Genomic DNA, 13,887 nt, shown 5'->3' on the forward strand with positions numbered 1-13,887 from the left:
CTTTCGACGGGATACGTTTCGCGGGCGTTACCGTTTTCTTGGGCATCACCTAGGTTCACTTTAGTGTGATAAAGTACTCGCACTTCAAGTCAGGCATTCTATTTCAGCCGTGCGGCAAAAGCGTAGAGCTGGGCCGTGCGGGCGAGAGGAACGGGACGATGTCGGCAGTGACCCCACGTGGCTTCAGGGACATTCTACCTACGGAGGCGCTCGCGCGAGAGCGCATTACGGGCACGGTGCGCGAGTGCTTCTCTCGACATGGGTATCTGCCGGTCGAGACGCCCCTCATAGAGGATAGGAATCTGCTCTCTCTTGGAGGGAAGCTTCAGGACTCGCCGTTTCAGCTCTTCGACGGCGACGGCAGCCTCCTCATGGTGAGGCCCGACCTGACGCTTCCCATAGCGCGCATGGTTTCCGCCAGGACGAGTGCGGGCGACCTTCCGCTTCGCCTGCGCTACGCCGCTCCGGTCGTGCGCGAGGAGTCGATGCTCAAGGGCCAGCCGCGTCAGTTCACGCAGCTTGGCGTCGAGTACTTCGGTGCGGATGGCATCGATGACACCCTTCCCGAGACAGAGGTCGTCTCGCTTCTTGCCGAGACGCTCGACGCGCTCGAGGCGCCGGCATGGCGCATCGTCTGCGGATCCGTCTCGCCCCTGAAGGCACTGCTCGACCGTCGCTCCCCGTCGAGCCAGTTCGAGGAAAGGGCGCTCGGGCTTGCTCACGAGTCCGACCTCGTGAGCCTGGACGAGCTTGTCGACTCGACCGAGCTCGACCAGCCCGTGCGTGAGGCGCTGAGGAGAATTCCCCGCCTTGCCGGCGACGCAAGCGCGATCGAGGAGGCCGACGCGCTTCTCGACGCCGCTGGCATCCCGGAGGCCGAGAGGGGGACGAGCGAGCTTCGCGCGCTCGTCTCGTCGCTTGCGGACCTCGCCGAGGAGGGGCGGCTCACCTTCGACTTCTCGATCGCTAACTCCTTCGACTACTATACGGGCATCATCTTCAAGGGCTACGCCGAGGGAATAACCGCCTCGATAGCTTCGGGTGGCCGCTATGACGCCGTGCTCGCGAACTTCGGTAGGCCGAACGTCGCGTCCTGCGGATTCGCCCTCTCCCTGGAGCGACTGCAGGAGATACTGGGAGAGCAGGGCGAAAGCGGCGTCGTGAGTTCGGACGTGCGCCTCTCGGAGAGACCACTGAGGATCGCCGTGCCGAAGGGCTCACTCTTCAAGGATGCGGTGAGGGTGCTAGAGTCGGCCGGCCTGCCCACGGACAGCCTTCGCGACCTGGGACGCAAGCTCATCGTTCGCGACGGTGACTACGAGTACGTCATAGTGCGCGCGCAGGATGCGCCCGCGTTCGTGGCGCATGGCGGTGCCGACTGCGGCATCTGCGGATACGACTCCATATTCGAGGCGAACCACGACCTCATCCAGCTCGTGGACCTGCGCTTCGGCGGCTGCCGCTTCGTCGTGGCGGAGCCGAGGTCGAAGGCCGGCGCCGCCGAGGACGCGTACAGCTGGCGCGGTACGGTCCGCGTGGCAACGAAGTATCCCAGGATCACCCAGAGCTACTACGACCGCATCGGTCAGCAGGTCGACATCGTGCAGCTGCACGGCAACATTGAGCTTGGTCCCATCGTCGGCATGACCGACCGAATCGTGGACATTACGGCGACGGGAACCACTCTCGCCGAGAACGACCTCGTCATAGTGGACGAGGTGATGAACTGCACGGCGCGGTTCTTCTCGGGACCGGCAGCGTATCGCTATGACACCCGCATCCGCGACCTCGCGGCAAGGCTCGCCCAGGCCGTCGAGGCAAACCAGTAAGGAGAATGCCATGAGGAACGTAACGCTTTCCGGCGAGCAGAGGCTTCAGCAGAAGGACCTCATGCGTCAGGGCGCACTGCCAAAGGAGATCATGGACTCCGCGCAGCAGATCGTGGACGCCGTCAGGGAGGGAAGGGACGCCGCGGTTCGCGACTTCTGCCTGAAGTTCGATGGGGCCTGCCCCAAGAGCTTCCGCGTCCCCGACGAGGTCGTCAAGGGGGCGCTCGACATGGTCGACCCCGAGTTCCTCGAGTCCCTCCGTCGCGCCTACCGTCAGATCCGCGACTTCCACGAGCGCGAGCGAGAGCAATCGTGGTTTACGACGAGGGAGGACGGCACCATCCTCGGCGTGAAGGTCACGCCGGTTCCCTCCGTCGCGGTGTACGTTCCCGGTGGGCGCGCGCAGTACCCATCCACGGTGCTCATGGACACCGTGCCGGCAAAGGTCGCGGGCGTCCCGCGCGTGATCATGGTCACCCCGCCCCAGAGAGACGGCTCGCTTTCGGCGTACACGCTCGCGGCTGCGGCAGTCGCCGGCGTCGACGAGGTGTACGCCGTGGGCGGCGCGCAGGCGATCGGTGCGGTTGCCTACGGGACGGAGTCCATCCCGAAGGTCGCGAAGATCGTGGGACCTGGCAACGCCTACGTCGCGGCGGCGAAGCGCTACGTTTCCGGAGACGTGGGAATCGACATGGTCGCAGGCCCGTCGGAGGTCTGCGTGCTCGCGGACGCGACGGCGGACCCCGCCGTCGTCGCCGCTGACCTCATGGCGCAGGCGGAGCACGATCCCCTTGCCACGTGCTACCTGGTTACCGACGCTCCCTCGCTTGCGAAGGAGGTCGAGGCGGCCATTGACATCCTGACAAGTCAGAGCCCGCGCGAGAAGATCACGCGCTCCTCGCTCGAGCACGGCCTCGTCGTCAGCACCGACAGCCTCGACGCGGCAGTCGATGCAGTGAACCTCATTGCGCCGGAGCACCTGGAGCTCCACTGCGCGCAGGCGTTCGACCTCCTCGGCCGAATCCAGAACGCAGGCGCGATATTCGTGGGGCCCTGGTCCTCGGAGCCCCTGGGAGACTATGTCGCCGGGCCAAACCACACACTGCCGACCGGCGGAACCGCGGTCTTCTCGAATCCCCTTGGCGTCTACGACTTCCAGAAGCGCTCTAGCGTGATCTCCTACACGCCCCAGGGACTTGCGGCGGATGGCCCGGCGGTTCAGGCGCTCGCCCAGGCGGAGGGCCTGTGGGCGCATGCCCTTTCCGTCGGAATGCGCCGCAAGCTGCTTGAAGAGAAAACGGAGCGTTTCTCTGACGTTACCGCCGCGTGTGCGGATGCGATGGCGACCGCGTGGCCGCGTAAGCTTGAGGAGCCGGGAGTTCCCAATCTTGACGGCGGCAGGGGCTAGGCTCCGCGACGGCAGAAACGTGGGACGTGAGGAGGAGCATCGTGCCCCAGGGTATCTCAGACAGGATTCGTGCCGCCATGCGGCCGTCGGCCGCGGTGCTCGAGCCGTATGACCCGGCGTTCTCGCAGGTGAGGATAAACCTCTCGGCGAACGAGAACACCTATGGAATGCCGTCGGATGTCAAGGCGGCCGTCGACAAGGGACTGTGCGACGCGGTGACGAACCGCTACCCGCAGCCGCTCTCGAACGAGCTCAGGTCCGAGCTCGCCCGTTGGCATGGCGTCGGGGAAGACCACGTGATCGTTGGAAACGGTGGCGACGAGCTGCTGTTCAACCTCTTCCTCGCATTTGGCGGCCGTGACCACGTCCTCGTGAGCTGCGAGCCCACGTTCTCGGTGTACCGGCTGTACGCGGAGCTGGTCGAGACGACGGTCGTGAACGTCCCACGTGACCCCGAGACGTTCGAGTGCGATGCGGACGCGTTGGTGGAGGCAGCCGCCCGCGCGAGCATCGTGGTTGTGACGTCCCCAAACAACCCGACGGGAAACCTCTTTCCGGTAGAGCAGACGCGCAGGCTCTGCGAGGCGTGTCCAGGGATAGTCCTGTTGGACGAGGCGTACATGGAGTTCGCGCCTGACGGCTCCTCTGCGGAACCGCTCCTTGCGGAATATGGCAACCTGGCGGTTCTGCACACGCTGTCGAAGGCGTTCTGCCTTGCGGGCGGGCGCATAGGCTACGTGCTGGCGAGCCCATCCGTCGTGAACGCCCTCGCGGCCGTGCGGCAGCCGTATTCCGTGAACGTGTTCTCTCAGGCCGCGGGGCTTGCCGCGGTGAGGAGCCGGGGGGCGTTTGGGCCGACGATCGCAAGCATCGCGTCGGAGCGCGAGCGCCTGTTGGACGAGCTTGCCGGCATGGGGGGCCTTGGCGTGACGGCATGGCCGAGCGCGGGAAACTTCCTGCTGGTCAGGATGCCTGACGCCCATGTCGTGCGCAACCGCCTGCGCGACGAGTTCTCGATTCTCGTGCGCGACTTCTCGTCTACCCCGGGGCTAAGGGACTGCCTGCGCGTCACCGTGGGGATGCCGGATGAGAACGACGCTCTTCTCGACGCGCTGCGAAGACTTCTGAAGGGGGAATAGCATGGCAAGATCGGCCACCGTCACCCGCAAGACGGGTGAGACGGACATAACGGTGACGCTCGACCTGGACGGAACGGGTGCGTGCGACATCTCCACGGGCGTGGGCTTCTTCGACCACATGCTGAGCGCCCTCGGGAGACACTCGCTCTGCGACCTCACGGTCCACGCGACCGGCGACACGTGGGTCGACGACCATCACACGGTTGAGGACGTGGGCATCGTGCTAGGCCAGGCCCTCGCCCAGGCGCTGGGCGACAAGAGCGGCATCACGCGCTTCTCGGACGTGACGGTCCCCATGGACGAGGCGCTGGTGCTCGCGGCGATAGACGTGAGCGGCCGCGGCGAGCTGTACTGGGACGTTCCCATAGCCGCGCAGAAGGTCGGCACGTTCGACACCGAGCTCGGCCACGAGTTCTTCCAGGGGTTCGCGCGCGATGCGGGCATCACCCTCCACGTGAGGGAGATTGCGGGGGAGAACGCGCACCACATCCTCGAGTGCGCGTTCAAGGCCGTCGCGCGAGCCGTCCGCGCCGCCGTCGAGATCGACCCGCGGGTGCACGGCGTTCCGTCTACGAAGGGGAGCCTGTGATGATCAGGGGAGACATAGTCGTCGTCGACTACCACAAGGGAAACCTCCAGAGCGTCGTCAGGGGGCTCGGTGCCGCGGGTGGGTCCGCGTACGTCTCCGACGACCCGTCGGACATCCGCAGGTCTCGTGGCATCATCCTGCCGGGCGTGGGCAGCTTCGAGGACGCGCTCGCGTACATGAGGGGTACGGGCCAGGCCGACGCGGTCGTCGCGGCGATAGGTGACGGGGTCCCGTTCCTTGGCATCTGCCTGGGCCTCCAGCTCCTGTTCGAGCGTGGTACGGAGCATGCACAGAACTCGTCCTTTGGCGGCGAGTGGGTTCCGGGCCTCGGGGTGCTCGAGGGTTCGGTCACGCGCCTCGAGTCCGCGAAGCTGAAGGTCCCGCACGTGGGATGGGATCAGGCGTACCTCACCCAGAGCGGTCGGGTCTGTCCGCTTCTGGTGGACGTCCCGGAGGGGGCCAACTTCTACTTCACTCATTCCTACGCGCTCGCGGACGACGTGGACGAGAAGGACGTCATCATGCGGACGCACTACACGCGCTCCTTTGCGTCGGCGATCTGGAGGGACAACGTGTTCGGCGTCCAGTTCCACCCCGAGAAGTCCTCGCGCGCCGGCCTCAAGGTCCTGCAGAACTTCGTCGACATCGTCAGGGGCTAGCGCATGATTCTCTTTCCTGCCATAGACCTCGTTGCGGGACAGGTCGTCCGCCTGCGGCGCGGCGACCGCTCGCAGATGGACGTGTACTCGACCGACCCGGTCGCGGTCGCGAGGGACTTTGCGGCGCGCGGGGCCAGGTGGGTGCACGTCGTGGACCTCTCCTCGGCGTTCCGCGAGGACGCGGAGGCGGTCGAGAAGAACCACAGGGCCATCGCGGCGATCTGCTCCCTGGGCGTGATAGACGTCGACACGGGCGGCGGCGTTCGCGACATGGACACCGTGCGCAAGCTGGTGGACGCCGGCGCGAAGCGCATAGCCATCGGCACGGCGCTCGTGCGCGACCCGGGGTTCGCGGAGGAGGCGGCGCGCCTTTTCCCCGGGCACGTGGTCGCGGACGTCGCGGCTCGCGACGGCGAGGTCCGCGTGGACGGTTGGCGCGACGGGGAGGGAATCGCCGCGGACACGCTCGTCGCCCACCTCGCGGACCTGGGATACAGGCACCTCGTCTTCACGGATATCTCGCGAGACGGCATGCAGACGGGGGTCGACGCGGACGCCTACAGGCACATCGCCAAGGTGGCGGGATTTCCCGTCGTCGCGTCGGGCGGCATCGCCACGCTGGATGACATTCGCTCCCTTGCGGCCCTTGGCCCCGGCGTGATAGAGGGCGCCATCACGGGTCGCGCACTGTACGAGGGAAGCTTCACGCTCGAAGATGCGCTCGCCGCCGCTGGGCGTCGAGCCTGAGAGGAGATTCGCACATGCTTACCAAGCGCGTCATCCCATGTCTGGACGTGAAGGACGGCCGCGTCGTCAAGGGCGTCAACTTCGTGGGCCTGCGCGACGCGGGGGACCCGGTCGAGCTCGCGAGCACCTACGACCTGGAGGGTGCGGACGAGGTCGTGTTCCTGGACATCACGGCTACGTCGGACGACAGGTCAACCACCGTCGAGCTTGCGTCCCGCGCCGCCGAGCAGCTCCGCATACCGTACACGGTCGGCGGCGGCTTCCGCGACGTCGCGGGAATGAGGACGATGATCTCCGCCGGTGCGGACAAGGTTTCCGTGAACTCTGCCGCGGTGAGGGATCCTGGGCTCATCACGGCCGCGGCATCCGCGTTCGGGAGCCAGGCGGTCGTCGTGGCGGTAGACGCCCGCCACGTCGAGGGCAAGGGCGACAAATGGGAGGTGTACACCGCCGGGGGCCGCAAGCCCACGGGAATCGACGCCGTCGCGTGGGCGGAGGAGGCTGCGCGTCGCGGTGCCGGAGAGATCCTCCTCACGAGCATGGACCGCGACGGGACCAAGGACGGGTTCGACATCCCCCTCACGCGCGCCGTGGCGCGTGCGGTGCCCATTCCCGTGATCGCGTCCGGAGGCGTCGGCAAGCTCGAGCACTTCGCCGAGGGCATCATCGACGGCGAGGCGGACGCCGTGCTGGCGGCGAGCGTGTTCCACTTCGGCACCTACACCATCCGTCAGGTGAAGGAGTACATGGCAAGCCAGGGCATCCCCGTGCGCCTGGACTTTTAGGCCCGACGCCCCGCTCGCATCGCACGGCATCACTTATGAAGCTACGGCGCATTTGCCGACCCGCCGCCTGCCGCATCTTAAAATGGCTTGATGCAATAAGTTTGGGCTGTAAGCGGCTGGAGAGTGCATGCAAGCTAAGGAACTCACGTTTGACCAGCTCGTAGCCGAGGCAGACCGCCTTGGCCTCGAGCTTCCCATTGAGCAGACCCCGGAGTGGGCCAGCTACGAGGAGACCGTCCCGGGCCGCACGTTCTGGGGCTGCGTCGCCATACAGGACGACGGGGGAGAAACGCTGGGCGTCGCGGCCTTCACCGACTACGAGACGCACGGCTACCACTACCTCCGCTCGCACCACGGGCCCGTCTGGACGCGCGAGTTGACGGAGGACGAGGAGCGCGAGGCCATGGTCGTCCTGCGCGAATTCGTGTCCGAGCGCGACCGCAAGGTCGTGTTCGTGCGCCTCGCCATCGAGCACGAGCTCGACGTGAGCCACCCCACGCTCTCCATGAAGCCGTACGACACGACCGTCGTGATCGACATCACGGGGTCCGACGAGGACATCCTCGCGCGCATGAAGGGCCGCGGACGGCGCGACGTTCGCAAGGCGCTGCGCGAGACGCCCGCCACCTACGCGGACGAGACCGAGCTCGCCGCGAAGTCCTTCTCGGAGTACTACGGCGTCATGGTCGAGACCAGCGCGCGCGACGGCTTCGCCCCCGCCCCGATCGACGACTACGAGAACACGATCCGCTGCCTTGGTCCCGAGCACTGCCGCGTCTTCGCGGGCAGGGTGGACGGCCGCGTCATCACGTGGACCATGGCCACCATATCCGGCCGCCACGCCGTGCGCTACTACGGCGCCAGCCGCTCTGGCAAGGAGCGCGCGCTCGCGACGGACGGCCTCATCTTCTTCGAGTGCTGCACGCTCGGCAAGATGGGCTGCGTCGACTACGACCAGATGGGCATAGGCTCGGAGGAGTTCCCCGACCTCATGACCCTCAACACCTTCAAGACCAAGTTCAGCAAGGAGGTCAGGCACGTCTCGCCCGACCGCGACCTGCCCGTCAGGGCCACGTTCTACAAGTCGCTCCTCGCTGGCAAGAAGATACTCGACAAGGTTCGCGGCTAGGGAGGCTCCATGTCCGCATCGCAGGAAGGCAACTGCCAGCACACGTACGCAGGCGAGAAGAGCGTGCTCGTACCGCTCGGCGACGTCGCCGTGCACTTCGACGAGCGCGGCCTCATACCCGCCGTCGTGCAGCAGCACGACACGGGCGAGGTCCTCATGGTCGCGTGGATGAGCGAGGAGTCGCTTGCCCTCACGCTGAAGACCGGGACGACGTGGTTCTGGTCGCGCAGTCGCCAGGAGCTGTGGAACAAGGGTGCGACCAGTGGAAACGTGCAGCAGGTGAAGCGGGTGCTCGTCGACTGCGACGCGGACACCCTGCTCGTCGAGGTTGACTCGCCGGGACCCGCCTGCCACACGGGCCACAGGAGCTGCTTCTTCCGCGAGCTCGCCCCCGCAAGGGACGCGGCAGAGTCCGATAGGTAGGTCCCGCATGGCTAAGCACCTACGCACCAGCCAGGGCGACCCGCACGTGAGCGTGGACGGCCTCGCGGAGCCCGCCCGCCACATGCGTGGGGGCTCCGCCGCCGTCACGACGCGACTCGAGCGCATCTCCGCCGCGGACCCGGTGGTCGCGGCGGACTCCGTCGTGACCGTGGGGGATTCGGACGAGCCTGCCGCCGCGACCACGGAGGACGAAGCCGCGACGCAGGCCGCCGTCGGGCGCAGCGCCGCGCTCATGAGCGTGCTCGTGATCATCAGCCGCATAACGGGCTTCTTCCGCACGTGGGGCCAGGCGTACGCGCTGGGCGTCACGGCGCTCGCGAGCTGCTACACCGTGGCCAACAACCTGCCGAACCAGCTGTACGAGCTCGTCATGGGCGGCATGATCATGACGGCGTTCCTGCCGGTGTACATGTCCGTCAAGAAGCGGCTCGGCAGGCGCGGCGCGGACGAGTACGCATCGAACCTCATATCGATCGTCACGGTCATCCTGCTCGTGGTCACGGTGTTGTCGTGGATATTCGCGGGCTTCATCATCTGGACGCAGTCCTTCTCGGCAAATGCCGACTTCGACGCGGACCTCTCCGCGTACCTGTTCAGGTTCTTCGTGGTCGAGGTCGTGCTGTACGCGCTCGACTCGCTGATTTCCGGCGTGCTGAACGCGGAGCGCGACTACCTGTGGTCCAACGCGGCGCCCATCTTCAACAACATCGTGTGCACGGCGTCGTTTCTGATCTACGCGCTGCTCGTGCCCACCAACAAGTCGCTCGCCGTGCTCGCGCTCGCCATCGGCAACCCGCTGGGCGTGCTCGTGCAGGTGCTGGTGCAGCTGCCATCCATCAGGCGACACGACATTCACCTGCACTTCCACATAGACCTGCACGACCCCGCCCTGAAGGAGACGCTCTCCATCGGCGTGCCCACGCTCGTGCTCACCGTGGTGTCGTTCCCGACGGTTGCCGTGCAGACGTCCTCCGCGCTGCAGATAACGGCGGCCGGCGCCTCCATCGCGTACTACGCGCGCCTGTGGTACATGCTCCCGTACTCCGTGTTCGCCATCCCCATCACCATCGCGCTGTTCACGGAGCTTTCCGACTACGTGGCCGGCGGCGATATGGACTCGTTCAAGAGCGCCGTGCGCTTTGGCACGGAGCGCATCGTGTTCATGCTGGTGCCGTTCGCCATGTTCCTCGTGGTGTTCGCGCCCGGCCTCATCACGATCCTCGCGGCCGGCAAGTTCGACTCCGCGGGCCTGAAGGACACGATCTTGTACCTCAGATGGCTCGCCACGGCGCTGCCGTTCTACGGCATCAGCACGTACCTGCAGAAGATCTGCTCCTCGCTGCGCAAGATGATCTTCCTTACCATCGCGTCCATCGTGGCCGCGGTGGTGCAGATCGCGTTCTGCTTCGCGTTCACGGGCGTGCTGGGGCTTGCGGGCGTGGCCTTCTCGTCCACGCTGTTCTTCATCGCGATCGACGTGGTGTGCTACCTCAACCTGCGCCGCACGCTCGGCCCGCTCGGGCTTCGCTCCATGCTCGCGTCGTTCGTGCGCTCCGTCGTCTTTGGGCTTGCGGGCTCGGCCGTGGCCGTGGTCCTTCTCGCCCTGCTGAACCGCGTCATGGGCCCGTGGCTTGGCTCCATGTCGCGCAGCGTCCTGTATTGCGTCGTCGCGGGCGTGCCCGCCGTGCTCGTGACGTATGGCCTCGCCGTCGCGCTGAAGGCGCCGGAGGCCGCCGCCGTCAACACCATCCTTGCGCGCTTTGGGCGCAAGCGTAAGTAGCTGGAGGATCCTATGCAGACTGGCGTAAAGGCAACCCGCAACGACATCGTTCCCGTCGTCATCGGCGGCGACATCGGCGCTTACGCGCTCTGCCGCGAGTTCCACCAGGCGTTTGGCGTGTGCGCCATCGCGCTCAACACCGGATTCATCGGCGCGATCGAGCACTCGCGCATCGTGGAGCCGCGCACCGTGGCGAGCCTCACGCCAAAGGACGTGGTGCCCGCGGTGAGCTCCATCGCGCAGGAAAACGCCGGCAGGCGCGTGCTCCTGGTGGGCAACACCGACCAGCTCATCGAGCTGCTGGAGGACATCGCGCCCCGGCTTCCCGAAAACGTGACGTGCCTGTGCCCGCCGCGCGACGCGTTCGAGGCCGTGTGCGACAAGGCCACGTTCTCGCGGCTCTGCCGCGAGCACGGGTTGGACGTGCCGGCCATGGACGTCGTGCACCTGGCGGGGACGGAGCCCATCGCGCCCACGCGGATAGGCTTCCCCGTGGTGGCGAAGCCGGCGGTTTCGGCCGACTACTACCACCTCATCGTGCAGGGCTTCAAGAAGGTCTACTACATGACGGAGCAGTCGCAGCTCGACGCGCTGTGGGCGGAGCTCCGCGCCGCAGGCTTCGCGGGCGACTTCCTGGTGCAGGAGCTCATTGGCGGCGACGACACGTACATGGACTCGCTCACCATCTACATCGGCCGCGACGGGCGCCCGCTCATGCTCGGCGGCGCGCAGGTGCTGCTTGAGGACCACGCGCCCGCGATGCTGGGCAACCCCGTCGCCATGATCACGCGCCAGAACCCCGAGCAGTGGCGCAGGGCCGCCGCGATGCTTTCTGACGCGGGGTACCGCGGCTTTGCGAACTTCGACATCAAGCGCGACCCCAAGACCGGCCGCGAGCTGTTTCTGGACTGCAACCCCAGGATCGGCCGCAACTCGTTCTACAACCTCGCCGGCGGCGTGAACCCCATGGAGGTCGCGGTGCTGGACCTTGTGGACGGGAAGGGAGAAGAGCCGCGCGTCGTGGCCGACACCATCCTGTACACGCTGGTCCCCATATCGCTTCTGCGTCGCTACGTGCGCGACGAGGCGCTGCTTGCCGAGGTGAACTCCCTCGTGGCAGCCGGCAAGGTGTTCGACCCGCAGCGCTACGACGCGGACTGGGGCCTGCGCCGCCGCCTGGACGTCGAGCTTACCGAGAAGAACCAGATCCGCAAGTTCGCGAGGTACTATCCCGAGCCCACGGACACCTCGTTCTAGCGGGGCGCGCCCATGTCTGTGAAGGACCCTGCCCCGCACATGCCAGACCTTGGGGGAGCGTCCCCGCGTCCCGAGGCGCTGGGGCTTCCCTCCATAGCGGAGCAGGTGAGCCAGGTGCCCACGAGCCCGGGATGCTACCTGTGGAAGGACGGCAAGGGCGAGGTCATCTACGTCGGCAAGGCCAAGAACCTGCGCAGCCGCATGTTCCAGTACGTCAACCTGACGGACGACCGCGCGAAGATCCCCCTCATGATGCAGGTGGTGCGCAGCTTTGACTACGTGGTAGTGGGCTCGGAGCACGAGGCGCTCGTGCTGGAGCGCAACCTCATCGAGCAGTACCACCCGTACTTCAACGTCGACTTCAAGGACGACAAGAGCTACCCGTACATCGCGATCACGGAGTCGGACGCGTTTCCGGCCATCAAGTACACGCGCGAGCGCCACCGCAAGGGCACGCGCTACTTTGGCCCGTACACCGACGCCCGCGCCGCGCGCGAGACCATAGACACGCTGCGCAAGGCGGTACCCATCTGCATATCCACGTGCGCGGAGTGGAAGCGCTGCCGCCGCTACCTGCAGAGCCATCCGGACGATGTGGCCGTGGCAAACATGGTGCTCGCGAAGCGCGGCCGCCCGTGCTTCGACTACCACGTGGGACGCGGCCCCGGCGTGTGCTGCGGCGCCATCGACACGGTGGAGTACGCCTCGCACGTGCGGCAGGTCGAGAACTTCCTCGCGGGCCGGCGCAGCCAGATCGTGGAGGAGCTGGAAGGCCAGATGCGCGAGGCCGCCGCGAACCTGGAGTTCGAGCGCGCCGGCCGCCTGAAGCACCGCCTGGAGGTCATAAACGGCCTGGACGACCGCCAGCAGGTGACGTTCCCCTCCAGCGTGAGCCTGGACCTGATAGGGTTCTTCCGCGAGGAGACCATCAGCTGCGCCTGCGTGTTCGTGGTGCGGGAGGGACGCACCATCCGCACGAGCGAGTTCGTCCTGAACAAGGGGATGGACGTGGACGAGGTGGAGCTCGAGGCCGGCTTCCTGAAGCGCTACTACGACGAGACGTCCGACATCCCCGCGGAGGTGGACCTCGCCGTCGACCTGCCGGACGCAGAGCTTCTGGGCGAGTGGCTCACGCAGAAGCGCGGGCGCGTCTGCCGCATACACCGCCCCCAGCGAGGCGAGAAGAGCCGCCTTCTGGACATGGCGGCCAAGAACGCCCATCACGCCCTCAACCGGTACATGGTGAGGACGGGATACGCGGACGACCGCACGAACCAGGCACTTCTCCAGCTGGAGAGCGCCCTTGCCCTGGACGCGCCCCCCATGCGCATAGAGTGCTTCGACATTTCGACGCTGCACGGCACGTTCACGGTGGCGTCCATGGTCGTGTTCACGAACGGCCGGCCGGACAAGTCCCAGTACCGTCGCTTCAAGATCCGCGCGGACCTGGACGAAGCGAACGACTTCGTGAGCATGCAGGAGGTCCTGGGCCGCCGCTACAGCCCGGAGCGCATGGCGGACGCGCGCTTTGCGGCCGCCGCGCCGGACCTCTTGGTGGTCGACGGCGGTAAGCCGCAGCTCACGGCCGCGATGACGCAGCTTGAGGAGCTGGGGCTCGACATCCCGGTCTGCGGTCTCGCGAAGTCGGACGAGGAGGTCTTCGTCCCGTGGGACGACACGCCGGTGGTGCTGCCGTCCGGGTCCGCGTCGCTCTACCTAATCAAGCAGGTGCGCGACGAGTCCCACCGCTTCGCGATCACGTTCCACCGCGAGCTGCGCACCAAGGCGCAGTCCGTGTCGATCCTGGACGAGGTCGAGGGCGTGGGTCCCAAGCGCCGCCGCGCCATCATGCGCCACTTCGGCTCCATGAAGCGCCTGCGCGCGGCCTCGGTCGAGGACATCGCCGCCGTGAAGGGCGTGCCGGAGTCCGTCGCGCGCGACATATGGCGGACGCTCCGCGCGTGGGAGGATGACGCGGCGCGCACGCAGGACGCGAGCAACGTGCAGGATGCGGGTGCGGCACGGGACGCGGGTGCGGCACGAGACGCGGGCGAAGGCCCCGCCGTGCACGATGTCCAGTCCGAGGGGTAAGCTCTTGGTAGCGGCGCCGCCCAGGCGCCG

Annotated in this window: 12 protein-coding genes; all 12 read left to right on the forward strand. The window is 66.8% G+C overall.

Annotation, left to right across the window (positions count from 1 at the left end; genetic code table 11):
* Window positions 1-158: 158 nt before the first annotated feature.
* The 12 genes from hisG (at window position 159) to uvrC (ending at window position 13,857) form a co-directional block, all read left to right on the forward strand.
* Complete coding sequence (hisG, locus tag ACTQWE_RS01365; protein ID WP_441856010.1) at window positions 159-1,829, forward strand: ATP phosphoribosyltransferase; 1,671 nt, start codon at window positions 159-161, stop codon at window positions 1,827-1,829.
* 10 nt (window positions 1,830-1,839) lie between these two features.
* On the forward strand, window positions 1,840-3,237 hold the full coding sequence (gene hisD, locus ACTQWE_RS01370) for a histidinol dehydrogenase (protein WP_441856008.1): 1,398 nt from the start codon (window positions 1,840-1,842) through the stop codon (window positions 3,235-3,237).
* A 41-nt stretch (window positions 3,238-3,278) separates the two neighbouring features.
* Complete coding sequence (gene hisC, locus ACTQWE_RS01375; protein ID WP_441856006.1) at window positions 3,279-4,376, forward strand: histidinol-phosphate transaminase; 1,098 nt, start codon at window positions 3,279-3,281, stop codon at window positions 4,374-4,376.
* A 1-nt stretch (window position 4,377) separates the two neighbouring features.
* Entirely contained in the window at window positions 4,378-4,965 is a 588-nt protein-coding gene (hisB, locus tag ACTQWE_RS01380) for an imidazoleglycerol-phosphate dehydratase HisB (RefSeq protein WP_373577544.1), read from the forward strand.
* Entirely contained in the window at window positions 4,965-5,624 is a 660-nt protein-coding gene (gene hisH / locus ACTQWE_RS01385) for an imidazole glycerol phosphate synthase subunit HisH (RefSeq protein ID WP_441856005.1), read from the forward strand. The genes hisB and hisH overlap by 1 nt, the downstream gene beginning before the upstream one ends.
* A 3-nt stretch (window positions 5,625-5,627) precedes the next feature.
* On the forward strand, window positions 5,628-6,371 hold the full coding sequence (locus ACTQWE_RS01390; RefSeq protein ID WP_441856003.1) for a HisA/HisF-related TIM barrel protein: 744 nt from the start codon (window positions 5,628-5,630) through the stop codon (window positions 6,369-6,371).
* A 14-nt stretch (window positions 6,372-6,385) separates the two neighbouring features.
* Window positions 6,386-7,156 (forward strand): imidazole glycerol phosphate synthase subunit HisF, encoded by a 771-nt coding sequence (gene hisF / locus ACTQWE_RS01395; RefSeq protein ID WP_441856002.1) that lies wholly within the window; start codon window positions 6,386-6,388, stop codon window positions 7,154-7,156.
* Window positions 7,157-7,283: 127 nt separating this feature from the next.
* Complete coding sequence (locus ACTQWE_RS01400; RefSeq protein ID WP_441856000.1) at window positions 7,284-8,285, forward strand: lipid II:glycine glycyltransferase FemX; 1,002 nt, start codon at window positions 7,284-7,286, stop codon at window positions 8,283-8,285.
* A gap of 9 nt (window positions 8,286-8,294) precedes the next feature.
* Entirely contained in the window at window positions 8,295-8,708 is a 414-nt protein-coding gene (hisI, locus tag ACTQWE_RS01405; protein WP_441855998.1) for a phosphoribosyl-AMP cyclohydrolase, read from the forward strand.
* 7 nt (window positions 8,709-8,715) lie between these two features.
* Window positions 8,716-10,509 (forward strand): murein biosynthesis integral membrane protein MurJ, encoded by a 1,794-nt coding sequence (gene murJ / locus ACTQWE_RS01410; RefSeq protein WP_441855997.1) that lies wholly within the window; start codon window positions 8,716-8,718, stop codon window positions 10,507-10,509.
* A gap of 12 nt (window positions 10,510-10,521) precedes the next feature.
* Window positions 10,522-11,766 (forward strand): carboxylate--amine ligase, encoded by a 1,245-nt coding sequence (locus ACTQWE_RS01415; RefSeq protein ID WP_441855995.1) that lies wholly within the window; start codon window positions 10,522-10,524, stop codon window positions 11,764-11,766.
* A 39-nt stretch (window positions 11,767-11,805) separates the two neighbouring features.
* Window positions 11,806-13,857: an excinuclease ABC subunit UvrC gene (gene uvrC / locus ACTQWE_RS01420; RefSeq protein WP_441856135.1), complete on the forward strand. Its 2,052-nt coding sequence runs from the start codon at window positions 11,806-11,808 to the stop codon at window positions 13,855-13,857.
* The last annotated feature ends 30 nt before the right edge of the window (window positions 13,858-13,887 follow it).

This window comes from Parafannyhessea sp. LCP19S3_B1 (genome assembly GCF_052121955.1).
Classification (GTDB): domain Bacteria; phylum Actinomycetota; class Coriobacteriia; order Coriobacteriales; family Atopobiaceae; genus Parafannyhessea.